The sequence below is a fragment of the Streptomyces sp. NPDC045431 genome, assembly GCF_040646655.1.
Lineage (GTDB): Bacteria > Actinomycetota > Actinomycetes > Streptomycetales > Streptomycetaceae > Streptomyces.
In genome coordinates this window covers 39,110-56,344 of sequence record NZ_JBEZAQ010000026.1, presented here as the reverse complement: position 1 = coordinate 56,344, position 17,235 = coordinate 39,110, and the positions used below count along the sequence as shown (strand labels likewise).

The following is a 17,235-nucleotide window of genomic DNA, read 5'->3' as shown; positions in this document are numbered from 1 at the left end:
CGCCCATGAAGTAGCGACGGTCCGGCGGTAACCCGGACCTAAAAGGAGCGAAGTGGCTAAGGTCCGGGTATACGAACTCGCCAAGGAGTTCGGTGTAGAGAGCAAGGTCGTCATGGCCAAGCTCCAGGAACTCGGTGAATTCGTCCGTTCGGCGTCTTCGACCATCGAAGCGCCGGTTGTACGCAAGTTGACTGACGCGCTGCAGGGGCCCGGCGGCAACGCCGGCAAGTCCGCAGCCAAGCCCGGCGCGCCCCGCAAGGCCGCGCCTGCCAAGCCTTCCCCCGCGGCGCCGAGCCGCACCGAAGGCGCCTCCGCCGCCCCCGCGCCCTCCCCGGCGCAGGCGGCTCGTCCCGCCGCCCCGAAGCCCGGCGCCCCCGCGCCGAAGCCCGCGGCGGCCGAGAAGCCCTCGACGCCGGCCCCCGGCCCGCGTCCCACCCCGGGCCCGAAGCCGGCCCCCGCGGCGCCCAAGCCGGCGCCCGCGTCCCCGGCTCCGTCCAACCCGGAGTTCACCGCGCCTCCGTCGGCTCCGGCCGCCGGTCAGCGCCCCGGTGGCGCCACCCCCGGTCCCCGTCCGGCCGCACGGCCCGGCCAGGGCTCCGGTCAGGGCGGTTCCCGTCCCGGCGCCCCGCGCCCCGGTGGCGAGCGCCAGGCCCCGCGTCCGGGCGGTGCCCGTCCCGCGGGTCCGCGTCCGGGCAACAACCCCTTCACCTCCGGCGGCTCGACCGGCATGGCGCGCCCGCAGGCGCCCCGTCCCGGTGGTGCCCCGCGTCCGGGTGCCGGTGCGCCCGGCGCCGGTGGTCCGCGTCCGCAGGGCGCCGGTCAGGGCGGTCCCCGTCCGCAGGCCGGTCCCGGTGGCCCGCGTCCCACGCCCGGCTCCATGCCGCGTCCCCAGGCCCCGCGCCCGGGTGGCGGCCCCGCCGGTAACCGCCCGAACCCGGGCATGATGCCGCAGCGTCCGGCCGCCGGCCCGCGTCCGGGCCCCGGTGGCGCCGGTCGCGGTCCCGCGGGCGGTGCCCGTCCGGGCGGCGGCGGCGGTCGTCCCGGCTTCGCCGGTCGTCCCGCCGGTCCCGGTGGTGGCGGCGGCGGCTTCGCCGGCCGTCCCGGTGGCGGTGGCGGCGGCGGTCGTCCCGGCGGTCCGGGTGGCGGCGGCTTCGGTGGCGGCGGTGGCCGTCCCGGCTTCGCCGGCCGTCCCGGCGGTCCCGGTGGCCGTGGTGGCACGCAGGGCGCCTTCGGTCGTCCCGGCGGTCCCGCGCGTCGCGGTCGCAAGTCGAAGCGGCAGAGGCGCCAGGAGTACGAGGCCATGCAGGCCCCGTCGGTCGGCGGTGTGATGCTGCCTCGCGGCAACGGCGAGACCGTTCGCCTGTCGCGCGGTGCGTCCCTCACCGACTTCGCGGAGAAGATCAACGCCAACCCGGCGTCGCTCGTCGCGGTCATGATGAACCTCGGTGAGATGGTCACCGCCACGCAGTCCGTCTCCGACGAGACGCTGCAGCTCCTCGGCGACGAGATGAACTACACGGTTCAGATCGTCTCCCCGGAGGAGGAGGACCGCGAGCTGCTCGAGTCCTTCGACCTCGAGTGGGGCGAGGACGAGGGTGGCGAGGAGTACCTCGCGCCGCGTCCGCCGGTCGTGACCGTCATGGGTCACGTCGACCACGGTAAGACGCGACTGCTGGACGCGATCCGCAAGACGAACGTCGTCGCGGGCGAGGCCGGCGGTATCACCCAGCACATCGGTGCGTACCAGGTCGCGACCCAGGTCAACGACGAAGAGCGCAAGATCACCTTCATCGACACCCCGGGTCACGAGGCGTTCACCGCCATGCGTGCCCGTGGTGCCAAGTCCACCGACATCGCGATCCTCGTGGTGGCGGCGAACGACGGTGTGATGCCCCAGACGATCGAGGCGCTGAACCACGCCAAGGCGGCCGACGTGCCGATCGTGGTCGCGGTCAACAAGATCGACGTCGAGGGCGCGGACCCGGTCAAGGTGCGCGGTCAGCTGACCGAGTACGGCCTGGTGGCCGAGGAGTACGGCGGCGACACCATGTTCGTCGACATCTCCGCCAAGCAGGGTCTGCACATCGACTCGCTGCTGGAGGCCGTGATCCTCACGGCCGACGCCTCGCTCGACCTGCGGGCCAACCCGGAGCAGGACGCGCAGGGCATCGCCATCGAGTCGCACCTCGACCGTGGCCGCGGCGCCGTCGCGACCGTCCTGGTCCAGCGCGGCACCCTGCGGGTCGGCGACACCATGGTGGTCGGCGACGCGTACGGCCGCGTCCGGGCGATGCTCGACGACAAGGGCAACAACGTCGAGGAAGCGGGTCCGTCGACCCCCGTCCTGGTCCTGGGTCTCACCAACGTCCCGGGTGCCGGCGACAACTTCCTCGTCGTCGACGAGGACCGCACGGCCCGCCAGATCGCCGAGAAGCGCGCGGCGCGTGAGCGCAACGCCGCCTTCGCCAAGCGCACCCGCCGGGTGTCCCTCGAGGACCTCGACAAGGTGCTCAAGGCCGGCCAGATCCAGGAGCTCAACCTCATCATCAAGGGTGACGCTTCCGGTTCGGTCGAGGCGCTCGAGTCGTCCCTGCTCCAGCTGGACGTCGGCGAAGAGGTCGACATCCGCGTCCTGCACCGCGGTGTCGGTGCGGTCACGGAGTCGGACATCGACCTGGCCATGGGCTCCGACGCCATCGTCATCGGCTTCAACGTCCGCGCGGCCGGCCGTGCCGCGCAGATGGCGGAGCGCGAGGGCGTCGACGTCCGGTACTACTCGGTGATCTACCAGGCCATCGAGGAGATCGAGGCGGCCCTCAAGGGCATGCTCAAGCCGGAGTACGAAGAGGTCGAGCTCGGTACGGCGGAGATCCGCGAGGTCTTCCGCTCGTCCAAGCTGGGCAACATCGCGGGTGTTCTCATCCGCTCCGGCGAGGTCAAGCGCAACACCAAGGCGCGCCTCATCCGCGACGGCAAGGTCATCGCGGAGAACCTCAACATCGAGGGTCTGCGTCGCTTCAAGGACGACGTCACCGAGATCCGCGAAGGCTTCGAGGGCGGTATCAACCTCGGAAACTTCAACGACATCAAGGTCGACGACGTCATCGCGACGTACGAGATGCGCGAGAAGCCGCGCGCCTGATCACAGGAGCGGTGAGCCGGGGCCGGTCGGCGGAGGAATATCCGTCGATCGGCCCCGGCCGTTCCGTGTACGGTTCTTGTGTCCCTGCCAAGTGACAACTGGACGGCAGGGCCATCGAACCCGAACCGGCGGGACATCCGGACATACATGTATGTGGGGACTCTGTCCTTCGACCTGCTCCTCGGCGACGTACGGTCGTTGAAGGAGAAGCGCTCCGTCGTCCGCCCGATCGTCGCCGAGCTCCAGCGCAAGTACGCGGTGAGCGTGGCCGAGACCGGGGGCCAGAACCTCCACCGCAGGGCCGAGATCGGCCTGGCGATGGTCTCCGGGGACGTCGGGCATCTCACGGAGGTACTGGACCGGTGCGAGCGCTTGGTCGCCGCCCGGCCCGAGGTGGAGCTGCTGTCCGTACGGCGGCGGCTGCACACCGACGAAGACTGATCGTGCAAAGGGCGCCAGACGTGCGGGACGACACCGTACGGCGCAAGAAAGAGGAGACGGACCAGTGGCCGACAACGCGCGGGCGAAGAAGCTGGCGGACCTGATCCGGGAGGTGGTGGCACAGAAGCTCCAGCGCGGGATCAAGGACCCGCGGCTCGGTACGCATGTGACCATCACCGACACCCGGGTCACGGGGGACCTGCGGGAGGCGACCGTCTTCTACACCGTGTACGGCGACGAAGAGGAGCGCAAGGCCGCCGCCGCGGGCCTGGAGAGCGCCAAGGGCGTCCTGCGGTCCGCCGTCGGCGCGGCGGCGGGCACCAAGTTCACGCCGACGCTGACCTTCGTGGCGGACGCCCTCCCCGAGACCGCCAAGACCATCGAGGACCTGCTGGAGGTGGCCCGCGCCTCGGACGCCGCAGTACGCGAGGCGGCCTCCGGCGCCGCGTACGCGGGCGAGGCGGACCCCTACCGCAAGCCGGGCGACGACGAGGACGAGGACGCCGCCGCCGAATGAGCCAGCACACCACGACGCCGGACGGCCTTGTCATCGTCGACAAGCCGTCCGGCTTCACTTCGCACGACGTCGTCGCCAAGATGCGCGGGATCGCCAAGACCCGGCGCGTCGGTCACGCGGGGACGCTCGACCCGATGGCCACCGGGGTCCTCGTCCTCGGCGTCCAGAAGGCCACCAAGCTCCTCGGTCACCTCGCGCTGACCGAGAAGGAGTACCTGGGCACCATCCGCCTCGGGCAGAACACCGTCACCGACGACGCCGAGGGCGAGATCACCTCGTCCACCGACGCGTCCGCCGTCACCCGCGAGGCCGTCGACGCCGAGGTGGCCAAGCTGACCGGCGCCATCATGCAGGTGCCGTCCAAGGTCAGTGCCATCAAGATCGACGGCAAGCGGTCGTACGCGCGCGTGCGCGGCGGCGAGGAGTTCGACATCCCGGCCCGGCCGGTGACGGTCTCCTCCTTCCAGGTGTACGACGTGCGCCAGGCTGTCGCCGAGGACGGCACGGCCGTCGTGGACCTCGTCGTCTCCGTCGTCTGCTCCTCCGGCACGTACATCCGCGCCCTCGCCCGCGACCTGGGCGCCGGGCTCGGCGTCGGCGCCCACCTCACGGCGCTGCGGCGCACCCGCGTGGGCCCGTACAAGCTGGACACGGCGCGCACGCTCGACCAGCTCCAGGAGGAGCTGACCGTGATGCCGATCGCCGAGGCGGCGGCCGCGGCGTTCCCGCGCTGGGACGTGGACGAGCGACGGGCGAAGCTGCTGCTCAACGGCGTACGGATCGACATGCCGGCGTTCGAGGCGGCCCCGGTGGCGGTGTTCGGACCCGACGGCCGGTTCCTCGCGCTGGTGGAGGAGAAGGGCGGCAAGGCGAAGAGCCTCGCGGTCTTCGCCTGACACCCTCGCCCCCGGTGTTTCACCCACTTGGCGAGGCGCTCGAAGTGAACACGGGGAGCGCCCGGGGGCGCGTTTGCCGCGCGTTCTTCTCGAGGTGATCATCGCCGTCCTACCGTCGAGCCATGGAACGCGGGGACGGTGCGACGCTCGTACACATCTGTGACGCGGGAGGCCGGCCACGCGGCACCGGCTTCGTCGCGGACGACCTGGGCACGGTCGTGACCAGCCATGAGGCCGTCGACGGCCTGAGGCGCGTCGTGCTGCTCGGCCCCGGCGGCCGGACGTGCGTCGCCGAGGCCGACGCCATCACGCCACTGCCGGGCGCCGCGCTCGCCCTCGTACGCGGCGCGGGGCTCGGCGCGCGCCCCCTGCCGCTGGCCGACCGCCCGGCCGTCGAGCCCGGCACGTACGTACGGATCGCCGCGGGCGGCTGGCGCCAGGCGCGGGTCCTCGGGCCCGCCGACGTCACCTACACCGCCACCGACCGGTTCCACCGGCTCGGCGGCGTCCTGGAGCTCGCCGTCGGCACCGAGGGCAGCGAGGCGCTGCGCCGGGGCGGCGAGGCCGCGGGCGGGCCCGTCCTCGACGCCGCGACCGGCGCCGTACTCGGCGTCCTGGCCACCGCGCTCCACGCCGAGCGGCGCGCGGCCGGCTTCGCCGTCCCCCTGGCGGCGATGGCCGCCCGCGACCCCGCAGGGCCGCTCGCCGCGCTGCTGCGGCGCAGCGCCGCCACCGTCCCGGCGTACGGCCGCGACCTCAACCCGGCGGGCGTGCTGGAGCTGGCCGCCGCCTCCGGAGACCCGGACTCCGGCGGCAGCGCCTGGCCGGAGCCGGTCGAGCGGGCCGAGGCCGCCCGGGCGTACGAGCTCTTCGCCGCCTCGCCGGACGCGCTGCTGCTGGGGCTGGTCGGCGAGCCCGGCAGCGGGCGCACCACCGAACTCGCGGCCCTGGCGGCGCGCCGCGCCCGGGGCGCCGAGCCCGCGCCCAGCGTGTGGGTGCGCGCCGCCGACCTGCGGCCGGACGACACCTCGGTGGCGGACGGGCTCGCGCGGGCCCTGCGGCGCGCCGCCCGCGCCGTCGCCGCGAGCGGGCGGCCGGGCCTGTGGGACGACTCCGCTGCCGCCACACCCGAGCGGGTGGCGGCGCTCGCCCGTACGGCGGGCCACCCCCTGCTCGTCCTCCTGGACACCCCCGACGAGCCGACGCCCGCGTGGACCGCGGGGACGGCGGCGTGGCTGCGTGCGCACGGCGCCCGGCTCGCGGTCGCCTGCCGCCCCGAGCAGTGGGAGCACGCCCGTGCGCCCTACCCGGGGGGAGAGGCGCGGTGCGTGCGCCTGGGCGACCTGACCGAGCGGGAGGCGCGGTGGGCGCGGGCCCGGTACGGGCTGCCCGCGGACGCCGTCGCGGACGGCGACGCCCGGCACCCGCTGGCGCTGCGGCTGCTCGCCGAGGTGCGGGAGGCGATGGGTGGCGGCGCGGTCGCCGGGGCCCGGCGGGACGAGATCTTCGCCGCGTACCTCGACCTGGTGTGCCTGCGCGTCGCGGTCCGGGTCGCGGACGCCTCCCGGCCGCCGGTGCGCGGAACCGGGGTACGGCGGCTCGCGGCGCGGGTGGCGGGGCGGGTCCACGCGGTGGCGCGGCGCTGCCCGGACCCGGAGGTGGACCGGGCGGTGTTCGAGGAGCTGTTCCCCTGGAAGGGCGGCTGGGCCTCCGCGGTCCTCGCCGAAGGCCTCCTCGTCCCGGTGGGCTCCGGTTACCGCTTCGGCCACGAGGAGCTGGGGGAGTGGCTCCGGGCCGCGCACCTCGACCTGGACGCGGCGCTGCGGGCGCCCGACGGCGAGGCCCGTACGGCGGGCCTGGCGGCGCGGGCCCTGCTCGCGCTTCCGGACGCCCGGCGGTACCTGGGGGCGCTGCGGGAGTTGGCGGACCGGATCGCGGAGGCGCCCGCCGACGGGCCTCATGAGGGCGCCGCCGCGCCGGGGCGCCCGTTCGGGCCCGACTTCTGGGTGCGGCTGCGGATCGGTGAGGACGAGCGCCTCGACCTGCTGCGGCGCCTGGTCCCGGCGGACGGCCCGCCCGGAGGGCCGGGGGGCCCGCGGTTCCTCGACGCCGCCGCGGCGCGGCTCGCGGCCGACCCGCGGGGCGTGCAGCCGCTGCTGTGCCGCTGGTTCACCGACGAGCGGCCCCTGCCCGCCGAGCCCGGCTCCCGGACGCGGTCCGTGCGGCTCACCGTCGCCGGGGCCGCGCAGGCGCTGCTGTACGCGCACCGGGGCCCGGCCGTCGACGACCTGTGCGAGGCGCTCGTCACCACCGCCCACCCGCGAGCCCGACAGCTGCTCGCCGCCCTCGCCGAGGACGAGCCGTCCGCGCTGTGCCGCGCCGTCGACCGCTGGGCCCACGACGACGCACGCCCCGCCCGCCGCGCCGCCGCCGCCACATACGGCCGGCTCGTCGCCGCGCACGCCACCGCCGCCGCCGACCGCGAGCTGCTGCGGTACGCCGCCCTCGCGCTGCTCGTCCGCCCCGGCGACCCCGCCCTGCACGAGGCGGCCCTCGACCTGCTGGCACGCGAGCCGCGCGGGCCGGGCCTGCCGGGCGAACCGGAGGCGCTGCTGCGGGCCGCCGCGCTGGGCGCGGAGCGGTGGCCGGAGGGGCGCGTGCGCGAGCTGGTGCGGCGCGCGGGGGCCCTCTCGGTGCGTACCCCCGAGGGCGCGACCCGCTTCGACGGGCACCTCGTCCAGCTCGCCCGCCAGGTGCCCGGCTTCGCGGCGCTGGTCGCGGGATGGCTGGCCCGGGACCCGGAGGAGTGGGTGTTCCTGGTGGGGCCGAGCGCGCGGCGCACGGTCGAAGGGCTCGTCACTCCGATGCCGATGCGGGCGGGAAGCCATCGGCATGGCAGTCTTAGACCTGCGTAATCCGTCAATGACGTACACAGGTTCGGGCGAGGAGCGGTCACAGTGCAGCGCTGGCGTGGCTTGGAGGACATCCCCCAGGACTGGGGGCGCAGCGTCGTCACCATCGGCTCCTACGACGGGGTCCACCGCGGGCACCAGCTGATCATCGGGCGGGCGGTCGAGCGGGCGCGCGAGCTCGGCGTCCCGTCCGTCGTGGTCACCTTCGACCCGCACCCCTCCGAGGTCGTCCGCCCTGGCAGCCACCCGCCGCTGCTCGCGCCGCACCACCGGCGCGCCGAACTGATGGCGGGGCTCGGCGTCGACGCCGTACTCGTCCTGCCGTTCACGGCCGAGTTCTCGCAGCTGTCGCCGGCCGACTTCATCGTGAAGGTCCTCGTCGACAAGCTGCACGCCCGCGCGGTCATCGAGGGTCCGAACTTCCGCTTCGGGCACCGGGCCGCCGGCGACGTCGCCTACCTCGCCGAGCTGGGCTCCACGTACGACTACGAGGTCGAGGTCGTCGACCTGTTCGTCAGCGGCGAGGCGGGCGGCGGCGAGCCGTTCTCCTCCACGCTGGCGCGGCGCCTGATCGCCGCCGGCGACATCGAGGGCGCCGCCGAGATCCTCGGCCGCCCGCACCGCGTCGAGGGCGTGGTGGTGCGCGGCGCTCAGCGCGGCCGGGAGCTCGGCTACCCCACCGCCAACGTCGAGACCCTGCCGCACACCGCGATCCCCGCCGACGGCGTCTACGCCGGCTGGCTCGTCGTGGGGGAGGAGCACATGCCGGCGGCGATCTCCGTCGGCACGAACCCCCAGTTCAACGGCACGGAGCGGACGGTCGAGGCGTACGCGATCGACCGCGTCGGCCTGGACCTGTACGGGCTCCACGTGGCCGTCGACTTCCTGGCGTACGTGCGCGGCCAGGCGAAGTTCGGCTCCATCGAGGAGCTGCTGGAGGCCATCGCGGCGGACGTGGAGCGCTGCCGTGAGCTGACGGGGGCTTACGACAAGGACGCCGCCCCCCGGTAGGGCCTCTCCGGGCGGGGGTCAACCGGCACTGCTCCGGCACTGCACCTGCACTGAGCCGGAGCAATGAACCGGAGATGCGGGCAATCCGCCGCGCGCCCGGCTCCGAAGAAGGGGCGTGACTGCTTCTGAAGGGGTTTGGCCGCGCCGGGTGCTCGCCGGGCTGAGCGGACTGCTCGCCGGGTACGCGGCCCTCGCGGTGGCCGAGCTGGTCGCCGCCGCCGTCCGCCCCGAGGCGGGCCCGGTGACGGCGGTCGGCGGAGCGGCGATCGACCGCACGCCCGCGCCCGTCAAGGACTGGGCGATCCGCACCTTCGGCGAGAGCGACAAGCTGGTCCTCCAGCTGGGCATCCTCGCCGTTCTCACGGCCCTCGCCGCGGCCGTGGGGCTGCTGGCGACGCGCCATCGCCGGGCGGGCGCGGCGGCCGTCCTCGCCTTGGGCGTGGTCGGTGCCCTGGCGGCGACCAGCCGCCCCGACTCCCACTCACTCCTGGACGCGGCACCGTCCCTGGTGGGGGCATCGGTGGGGGCCGCCGTGCTCTTCGTACTCGTGGGCCGGCTCAGCGCACCCGTGGCCGGGGAGGAACCCGACGGGGCCGGCGGCTGGGACCGGCGCGGCTTCCTGATCGCGGCCGGTGCCGCCGCCGCGGCGTCCACCGGCGCGGGGGCCCTCGGCCGGGTGCTGGGCGGCTCGCGGGCGCGCGACGCCGTCTCCTCCCGGGCGGCCGCGGTCCTGCCGCGGCCGGACTCGCCCGCGCCCGCGCTGCCGCGCGGCGCGCAGCTGCGCGTCTTCGGCATCAGCCCGTTCACCACGCCCAACAAGGACTTCTACCGCGTCGACACCGCGCTGGTGGTGCCGAAGGTGGACGCCACCCGCTGGCGCCTTCGGATTCACGGCCGGGGTGTGAGCAGGCCGCTCACGGTGACGTACGACGAGCTCCTCGGCCGGGAGCTGATCGAGCGGCACATCACGCTGACCTGCGTCTCGAACGAGGTGGGCGGGCCGTACGTCGGCACCGCGCGCTGGATCGGCGTGCCCCTGGCGGAGCTGCTCGCGGAGGCGGGGGTGAGACCGCCGTCCCGGGGCGGACCGGCCGACCAGCTGGTGGCACGGTCCGTCGACGGCATGACGCTCGGCACGCCGGTCGAGGACGTCATGGACGGCCGTGACGCCCTGCTCGCCGTCGGCATGAACGGCGAACCGCTCCCCTTCGAGCACGGGTTCCCGGTCCGCATGGTGGTGCCGGGGCTGTACGGCTACGTCTCGGCGTGCAAGTGGATCGAGGACATCGAGCTCACGACGTTCGACGCGTACGACCCGTACTGGGTGAAGCGGGACTGGGCCCGTCGGGCGCCCGTCAAGACGCAGTCGCGCATCGACACCCCCAAGCCCTTCGCCCGGCCGAAGGCCGGCCTCGTCGTCGTCGCGGGGGTCGCCTGGGCGCAGCGCCGGGGCATCGACCGCGTCGAGGTGCGCGTGGACGACGGCCCCTGGCGGCCGGCCGATCTCGCCCCCCAGGCCACGGTGGACACGTGGCGGCAGTGGTCCCTGCCCTGGCCGGCGACTCCCGGAAGCCACACCCTGACCGTCCGTGCCACCGACGGCACCGGCCGGACGCAGACCGAGGAGCGGACCCGCACGATCCCCGACGGGGCGAGCGGCCGGCACACGGTGGTGGTCACCGTGGACTGATACCGGCCGGCCGGCTCCCGCGCACCCGATCACATCCAGCGCCACCCGATACCAGCTCTGATACCAGAAGGACTCCTCATGAACGCTCTGCGCTTCCGCCGTGCCGTCGCCGCCGTCGCCGTGGCCGCCGCCCTCCCGCTGGCGCTGACCGCCTGCTCCGACGGCTCCGGTGACGCCACCGACGACCGGTCCGCCACCGCGCCCGCCACCTCGCCGGGCGACACGTCCGACGACGCGACGGCGATGGACAAGCCCTTCGGCCCGGCGTGCGCGTCGGTGCCGAAGGAGGGCGCGGGCAGCTTCGACGGGATGGCACAGGACCCGGTGGCGACCGCCGCGTCGAACAACCCGGCACTGTCCACGCTGGTGGCCGCGGTGCAGAAGGCCGGCCTGGTCGACACCCTGAACAACGCCCAGAACATCACGGTCTTCGCGCCGACGAACGACGCCTTCGCCAAGATCCCGAAGGCGGACCTGGACAAGGTGCTCAACGACAAGGCGGCGCTGACGAAGATCCTCACGTACCACGTGGTGGGCCAGAAGCTGACGCCGCAGCAGTTGGAGAGCGGGTCGTTCGAGACGCTGCAGAAGGGGATGGTGACCACGTCCGGCTCGGGTGAGTCGTACAAGGTCAACGACACGGCGAACGTGGTCTGCGGCAACGTGCCCACCGCCAACGCCACCGTCTACATCATCGACACCGTCCTGATGCCCAAGGCGTGACGTGACGACGAGGGCGGGTGGTCCGGCTTCCGCCGGGCCACCCGCCCTCGTCGTGCCCGTGGTCCGCCGGCTCAGGCCGGGAGCGGCATCAGCACCAGCGGCGTACTGGTCGGCTGAGGGGAGCCGCCGGCCGGCTCCACCGTGACGCCCATACCGGTCGCACCGCGGACACCGCCCTCCATGAGTACCGCCCCGTCGTCACCGACGAGCCCGGCCGGCCGCATCCGGCCGCCGTCGTCGAACCACAGCTGGTAGGTCTTGCCGGCGGGCAGCTCCGGCAGGCCGGAGGCGAGGAAGACGGCACCGTCCTCGGCGCGGGACACGACCACCGTGGCCCTCGCCCCGCCCTTGACGGCGCCGCTCACGGTACGGGCGTCGGCGGCGGCCAGCACCCTGGCGAGCTCCTCGCTCTCCCGCTGCGCCTGCACGGCCCGCCGCTCCGCCTGCCTGGCCTCCTGGAACTGCCAGGCCGCCACGCCGCCCAGCCCGACCGCCGCCGCCACGCACGCGGCCAGCACCAGGCGCGGCACCCTCCCGCGGCGGACCGTCACCAGGCCGCTCGCGCCGGGCGGCGCGTGCGGGGGCAGCTGGCGCACCCCGCGGATCCGCTCCATGACCCGGCTCTTCATCCCGTCGGGCGGAGGGGCGGCCACGGCGGAGCCGAGCCGGGCGGCGGTGGCCGTCAGCTCCCGCACCTCCTGGGCGCAGGCCGGGCAGTCCCGCAGATGGCGCTCGAACGCCTCACGTTCGTCGTCCGGCAGCGCGTCGAGCGCATAGGCGCCGGTGGGCGCATGCAGATGTTCCTCGCTCACGCGTTCACTCCCATGCAGTCTCGTAGCCGGATCAGTCCGTCGCGCAGCCGGGTCTTGACCGTCCCCAGGGGTACGGACAGCGAGGCGGCGACCTCTCGGTAGGTGTAGCCCTGGTAGTAGGCGAGTGTCACGGCCTGGCGCTGCAGGTCGGTCAGGGACCGCAGACAGCGCCGTACCTGCTCGCTCTCCAGCCGGACCGTCACCTCCTCGCTGACCTGGTCATAGGCGGGGGTGCTCTCGCGGCGCGCGGTGCGCAGCTCCCGGTCGGTGGCCGCCTGCTCGGAGCGGACGCGGTCCACGGCGCGGCGGTGAGCCATCGTCATCACCCACGTCATCACGCTTCCCTGGTCGCGGCGGTAGCGGGTGGCGGTGCGCCACACCTCCACCATGACCTCCTGGGCCACCTCCTCCGACTGGGCCGGATCGCGCAGCACCTTGAGCACGAGCCCGTACACGGGACCCGCGACCGCGTCGTACAGCGTGGCGAACGCCTCCTGGTCACCGTCGGCGACGCGGGCGACGGTCCCGGACAGGTCGGGGCCGTGTGCACCCCCCGCGCGGGCGCGGCCCGTGGAACGAGGAGCGATGTGATGGTCGCCCATGCACAGCCTTTCTGGATGTCGGCCGGAACAGGTGGATGCCGGACGTCCGCGCCCCACCCTCTGGTAGTCCTCTTCTCCGCCTGTGTTCGTAGCCGAACGGCGTTCGGATGGGCCCGCGGACGCACCCATCCGGTGGGCTTGCGGCGCCGAATGGGGAGTATGAGAGTCGTCGTGTCGGTCATCGCCCCTTCCCGGGACGACAGCTGCCTGGTCGCCGCCCGCGACGGAACCGCCGAGGTGCGGGCCGAGGTCGGCCGGCAGCTGACGCGCTGGCGGCTGCACCGGCTCGTCGACGACGCGCTGCTCATCGCCACGGAACTGCTGTCCAACGCGGTCCGCCATGGAACGCCGCCGGTGAGCATGCGCATGTGGCTGGTGACCGGCGAACGCGGAGGGCGCCGGCTGCGGCTGGAGGTGGAGGACGCCGGACCGGGCATCGACGTGCAGCGCGTACGCGCCCACTGGCGCCACCCGTCCTTCACGCTCGTCGCCGGAGGGCGCGGCCTGTTCATCGTCGACACCCTGGCCTGCCGCTGGGGTGATACGCCGTCGCGGCTCGGGCACACGGTCTGGGCCGAGCTGGACGCCACCCCGCCCGGCCCGTCCCGAAGCCGCGAGCCCTAGGGCGCGTCAGCCCGGGTGCGCCCAGTGGCACGCCGCCCCCCGCCCGCGCCCCGGCAGGACCGGCAGGTCCTGGGTCCGGCAGGCGTCCGCGAGGCCGGGGCGCGCGGCCTCCGGTGAGGCCAGGACCGGGCAGCGGGCGTGGAAGCGGCAGCCGGGCGGGATGCGGGCGGGGTCCGGGGGCTCGCCGGTGAGGAGCACCGGCTCGCCGGGGGACTCCGGCAGGACGGACAGCAGGGCGCGGGTGTAGGGGTGGCGGGGGGCCGACAGCACCTCCTCGACCGGGCCCGTCTCGACGACACGGCCCAGGTACATCACCGCCACCCGGTCCGCGATGTTCCACGCCAGCCCCAGGTCGTGCGTGACGACGAGCGCGGAGAGGCCCAGCTCGTCGCGGAGGCGCAGCAGCAGCGCCAGGATCTCCCCGCGTACCGAGGCGTCGAGCGAGGCGACCGGCTCGTCGGCGACGATGAGCTCGGGCTCCAGGACCAGCGCCCCGGCGATGACCACGCGCTGCCGCTGACCGCCGGACAGCTCGTGCGGGTAGCGCAGGAAGAACCGCTCCGGCGGCCGCAGCCCGGCCCGGGCGAGCGCCGAGGCGACGGCGGCCCTCTCGTCACCGCCGTCCCCGTGGATCCGCAGGCCCTCGGCGACCGCCTCGTACACCGTGTGCCGGGGGTTGAGCGAGCCGCTCGGGTCCTGGAGGATCAGCTGGACGCGGCGCCGGTACGCCTTGAGGGCCGCGCCGTGGTACTCCAGCGGTGCTCCGGCGAAGGTGACGGAGCCGGACGCCGGCCGGACCAGGCCGAGCAGGGAGCGCGCCAGCGTCGTCTTGCCGCAGCCGGACTCGCCGACGAGCGCGACGATCTCGCCGGCGCCGATCTCCAGGTCGACCCCGTCCACGGCACGGGCGGGCGGGCCGCCGCGCCGCCGCGCCGGGAAGGTGACGCGCAGACCGCTGGCGGACAGCAGGGTGTCCACGCGGGGCTTCACGCGGGGCTCCCGACGGGGAAGAGGCAGGCCGAGCGGTGGCCGGGTACCACCTCGACCAGCGGCGGCTCATGGGTCGCGCACGCCTCCACGGCCACCGGGCAGCGCGGGCGGAAGGCACACCCCGGCGGCAGCGCGGCCGGGTCCGGCGGGTCGCCCGGCAGGCCGCGCGGGGCGAGCCGGGAGGCCGGGTCGCCGACGCGGGGGAAGGCGGCGGACAGCGCACGGGCGTACGGATGCCGGGCCGCCGCGTACACCGCGCGCGCCGGGCCCTCCTCGACGACGCGGCCCGCGTACATCACCGCGAGCCGGTCGCAGGTGTCGGCCAGCACCGACAGGTCATGGCTGATCATCACCAGGCTGATGCCCTGCTCGGCGACGAGCCGCTCGATCAGCCGCAGGATCTGCGCCTGGATCATCACGTCGAGCGCCGTGGTCGGCTCGTCGGCGACGATCAGCCGGGGCCGGCAGGCCAGCGCCATGGCGATCATCACGCGCTGCCGCTGACCGCCGGACAGCTCGTGCGGGTACGCCGTGGCCCGCGCGGCCGGCAGCCCCACCTGCTCCAGCAGCTCGGCCACCCGCTCGCGCGCCGTCGCCGCCGTCGCCAGGCGGTGGACGAGGAGGGGCTCGGCGATCTGGTCGCCGACGCGGTGCACCGCGTTGAGCGCGTGCATCGCGCCCTGGAAGACGAGGGACGCCCCCGCCCAGCGGACCGCCCGCAGCCGGCCCCACCCCATGGTCAGGACGTCCTCGCCGTCGAGCAGGATCCGCCCGTCGAGCCGCGCCGACGCGGGCAGCAGCCGCAGCAGGGCCAGCGCGAGCGTGGACTTGCCGCAGCCCGACTCGCCCGCGACGCCGAGCTTCTCGCCCGCTGCGAGGGTGAGGCCGACTCCGCGCACGGCGGGTGTCCCCGTGTCGTAGGTGACGGTCAGGTCCCTGACGTCGAGCAGGCTCACCGCCCCACCCCCAGCCGGGGGTTGAGCACCGACTCGACGGCCCGCCCGCACAGCGTGAAGGCGAGCGCCACGGCCGCGATGGCGACGCCCGGCGGCGCCAGGTACCACCAGTGCCCGGAGGAGACCGCGCCCGCCTCCCGCGCGTCCTGGAGCAGGCCGCCCCAGGAGACGACGGTCGGGTCGCCGAGCCCGAGGAAGGCGAGCGTCGCCTCGGTCAGGATGGCGGTGGAGATGCCCAGCGTCGTCTGGGCCAGCACCAGCGGCATCACGTTGGGCAGGACGTGCCGGCGCATCACGTGCGCGTGCCCGCCGCCGAGCGCCCTGGCCCGTTCGATGTACGGGCGCGACTCGACGGCGATGGTCTGCGCGCGCACCAGCCGGGCGGTGGTGGGCCAGCTGGTGGCGCCGATCGCCAGGATCACCGTCCACACGCTCCGGGACAGGACGGTGGCCAGCACGATCGCGAGCACCAGCGACGGCATCACCAGGAACCAGTCGGTCACGCGCATCAGCACCGTCGCGAACCAGCCGCCGTAATGGCCCGCGACGACCCCGACGAGCGTGCCGATCGCGACGGACAGCGCCGCCGCCAGCAACCCGACGGCCAGCGACACCCGCGCACCCTGCACCAGCAGCCCGAGCAGCGACCGCCCGAACTGGTCGGTGCCGAGCGGGAAGCGCGCACTCGGCGCCTCCAGCGGTATCCCGGGCGCGCGGGTCACGCTCCGCACGTCCCCGCCGACGAGCAGCGGCGCGGCCAGCGCGACGAGCCCGATCACGGCGAGGGTACCGAGCCCGTACAGCCCGGCCCGGTGCGTACGGTAACGGCGCCAGAAGCGGGCCAGGGAATCGCGGCGGCGCAGCCAGGTCAGCGAGGAGGAGCTCATCGGGCCACCCGGGGGTCGAGCAGCGGGTACAGCAGGTCGGCGAGGAGGTTCATCACGATCATCGCCCCGGCGAAGACGACGAACAGGCCCTGGACGAGCGGCAGGTCGGGCACGGACAGCGCCTGGTAGAACAACCCGCCCAGCCCCGGCCAGGAGAACACGGTCTCGACGAGGATCGAACCGGCGGCCACATGGCCGAGGTTGATGAACACCATGGTCACCGTGGGCAGGAGCGCGTTCGGCACGGCGTGCCGGCGGCGTACGACGGCGTCGCGGAGCCCCTTCGCCCGCGCGGTCACCAGATAGTCGCCGCCCATCTCGTCGAGCAGCGAGGAGCGCATCACCAGCAGCGTCTGCGCGTACCCGACGGCGACCAGCGTGAGCACCGGCAGCACCATGTGGTGCGCGACGTCGAGGACGTACGCGAACCCCGTCTCGCCGCCGCCGGACTCCATGCCCCCGGTGGGGAAGAGTCCCGGGACGGGCCCGACACCGACGGCGAAGACGATGATGAGCAGCAGCCCGAGCCAGAACGACGGCACGGACCACAGCGTCAGCGCGACCCCGGTGTGCACCCGGTCGGCGAGGCGGCCGTGGCGCCAGGCCGCGCGGGTGCCGAGCCACAGCCCGAGCGCGGAGTAGACGACGACCGCGACACCGGTGAGGAGCAGCGTGGCGGGGAGCCTGCTCGCGATCAGCTCCCCGACGGGGGCGCGGAACTGGTACGACATGCCCAGATCGCCCGTCAGCGCCTTGACGCAGTACTCCGTGAACTGCTGCCACACCGGCAGGTCGAGCCCGAACTGCCTGCGCAGCGTGGCCATTTGCTCGGCGGAGGTCGGCCGCCCGTGGGTCATGGCCCGGACCGGGTCGCCGGGGATGATCCGGAAGAGGAAGAAACTGGTGACGAGCACGGCGAACAGCGACACCACCGCGCCGCCCAGCTTGCCCGCCAGATGGCGGGGGTACGACGAGACGGCCGGCCGGGAGCGCCGTACGACCGCCCCCGCCCCGGCGCTCGCACGCGCGGCC

General features: G+C 74.6%; 15 protein-coding genes. 9 read left to right on the top strand and 6 right to left on the bottom strand.

The genetic code is table 11. The features are described from left to right. Nucleotides 1-52: 52 nt before the first annotated feature. The 8 genes from infB to AB0A69_RS31540 all read left to right on the top strand — a co-directional run bounded on the left by infB (nt 53) and on the right by AB0A69_RS31540 (nt 11,332). The gene (gene infB / locus AB0A69_RS31575; protein ID WP_361429133.1) at nt 53-3,142 is read left to right on the top strand and encodes a translation initiation factor IF-2; all 3,090 of its coding nucleotides are present in this window, start codon (nt 53-55) and stop codon (nt 3,140-3,142) included. A 147-nt stretch (nt 3,143-3,289) separates the two neighbouring features. Next, entirely contained in the window at nt 3,290-3,583 is a 294-nt protein-coding gene (locus tag AB0A69_RS31570) for a DUF503 domain-containing protein (protein ID WP_361429131.1), read from the top strand. Nucleotides 3,584-3,647: 64 nt separating this feature from the next. Next, nucleotides 3,648-4,100: a 30S ribosome-binding factor RbfA gene (gene rbfA, locus AB0A69_RS31565; RefSeq protein ID WP_361429129.1), complete on the top strand. Its 453-nt coding sequence runs from the start codon at nt 3,648-3,650 to the stop codon at nt 4,098-4,100. Then, complete coding sequence (truB, locus tag AB0A69_RS31560) at nt 4,097-4,996, top strand: tRNA pseudouridine(55) synthase TruB (RefSeq protein ID WP_361429126.1); 900 nt, start codon at nt 4,097-4,099, stop codon at nt 4,994-4,996. Before rbfA ends, truB begins: the two co-directional genes overlap by 4 nt. 122 nt (nt 4,997-5,118) lie before the next feature. Next, complete coding sequence (locus tag AB0A69_RS31555; protein ID WP_361429124.1) at nt 5,119-7,911, top strand: serine protease; 2,793 nt, start codon at nt 5,119-5,121, stop codon at nt 7,909-7,911. 42 nt (nt 7,912-7,953) lie between these two features. Then, the gene (locus AB0A69_RS31550) at nt 7,954-8,919 is read left to right on the top strand and encodes a bifunctional riboflavin kinase/FAD synthetase (protein WP_361429122.1); all 966 of its coding nucleotides are present in this window, start codon (nt 7,954-7,956) and stop codon (nt 8,917-8,919) included. A gap of 115 nt (nt 8,920-9,034) precedes the next feature. Continuing rightward, nucleotides 9,035-10,609, top strand: a complete 1,575-nt coding sequence (locus tag AB0A69_RS31545; protein WP_361429120.1) for a molybdopterin-dependent oxidoreductase — start codon at nt 9,035-9,037, stop codon at nt 10,607-10,609. Between the two features lie 78 nt (nt 10,610-10,687). Then, nucleotides 10,688-11,332, top strand: coding sequence for a fasciclin domain-containing protein (locus AB0A69_RS31540; RefSeq protein ID WP_361429118.1), 645 nt, complete (start codon nt 10,688-10,690; stop codon nt 11,330-11,332). 71 nt (nt 11,333-11,403) lie between these two features. Here the strand turns inward: AB0A69_RS31540 and AB0A69_RS31535 are convergent, their stop codons facing one another. Together AB0A69_RS31535 and AB0A69_RS31530 are read right to left on the bottom strand one after the other, a co-directional pair. Then, nucleotides 11,404-12,144, bottom strand: a complete 741-nt coding sequence (locus AB0A69_RS31535; protein ID WP_361429116.1) for an anti-sigma factor — start codon at nt 12,142-12,144, stop codon at nt 11,404-11,406. Continuing rightward, a complete protein-coding gene (locus tag AB0A69_RS31530) occupies nt 12,141-12,746 on the bottom strand; it encodes a sigma-70 family RNA polymerase sigma factor (protein WP_361429114.1) in 606 nt (201 codons plus the stop codon). The genes AB0A69_RS31535 and AB0A69_RS31530 overlap by 4 nt, the downstream gene beginning before the upstream one ends. Before the next feature lie 159 nt (nt 12,747-12,905). Here AB0A69_RS31530 and AB0A69_RS31525 point away from each other — a divergent pair, with 159 nt between their 5' ends. Next, nucleotides 12,906-13,370 (top strand): ATP-binding protein, encoded by a 465-nt coding sequence (locus tag AB0A69_RS31525; RefSeq protein WP_361429112.1) that lies wholly within the window; start codon nt 12,906-12,908, stop codon nt 13,368-13,370. 6 nt (nt 13,371-13,376) lie between these two features. Here AB0A69_RS31525 and AB0A69_RS31520 read toward each other — a convergent pair whose 3' ends face one another. From AB0A69_RS31520 to AB0A69_RS31505, 4 genes are read right to left on the bottom strand one after another with little or no spacing between them, the layout of a single operon-like run. Beyond that, on the bottom strand, nt 13,377-14,360 hold the full coding sequence (locus AB0A69_RS31520) for an ABC transporter ATP-binding protein (RefSeq protein ID WP_361429110.1): 984 nt from the start codon (nt 14,358-14,360) through the stop codon (nt 13,377-13,379). Beyond that, entirely contained in the window at nt 14,357-15,316 is a 960-nt protein-coding gene (locus tag AB0A69_RS31515) for an ABC transporter ATP-binding protein (protein ID WP_361429108.1), read from the bottom strand. Before AB0A69_RS31515 ends, AB0A69_RS31520 begins: the two co-directional genes overlap by 4 nt. Continuing rightward, nucleotides 15,313-16,203: an ABC transporter permease gene (locus AB0A69_RS31510; protein WP_361429106.1), complete on the bottom strand. Its 891-nt coding sequence runs from the start codon at nt 16,201-16,203 to the stop codon at nt 15,313-15,315. Before AB0A69_RS31510 ends, AB0A69_RS31515 begins: the two co-directional genes overlap by 4 nt. After that, nucleotides 16,200-17,159, bottom strand: a complete 960-nt coding sequence (locus AB0A69_RS31505) for an ABC transporter permease (RefSeq protein ID WP_361429163.1) — start codon at nt 17,157-17,159, stop codon at nt 16,200-16,202. Before AB0A69_RS31505 ends, AB0A69_RS31510 begins: the two co-directional genes overlap by 4 nt. Between the last annotated feature and the right edge of the window lie 76 nt (nt 17,160-17,235).

Coding starts and splice junctions, on each gene's coding strand:
- AB0A69_RS31570 (WP_361429131.1), top strand. CDS start 3,290: ATGTATGTGGGGACTCTGTCCTTCGACCTGCTCCTCGGCGACGTACGG.
- AB0A69_RS31525 (WP_361429112.1), top strand. CDS start 12,906: ATGAGAGTCGTCGTGTCGGTCATCGCCCCTTCCCGGGACGACAGCTGC.
- AB0A69_RS31540 (WP_361429118.1), top strand. CDS start 10,688: ATGAACGCTCTGCGCTTCCGCCGTGCCGTCGCCGCCGTCGCCGTGGCC.
- AB0A69_RS31530 (WP_361429114.1), bottom strand. CDS start 12,746: ATGGGCGACCATCACATCGCTCCTCGTTCCACGGGCCGCGCCCGCGCG.
- AB0A69_RS31510 (WP_361429106.1), bottom strand. CDS start 16,203: ATGAGCTCCTCCTCGCTGACCTGGCTGCGCCGCCGCGATTCCCTGGCC.
- truB (WP_361429126.1), top strand. CDS start 4,097: ATGAGCCAGCACACCACGACGCCGGACGGCCTTGTCATCGTCGACAAG.
- AB0A69_RS31555 (WP_361429124.1), top strand. CDS start 5,119: ATGGAACGCGGGGACGGTGCGACGCTCGTACACATCTGTGACGCGGGA.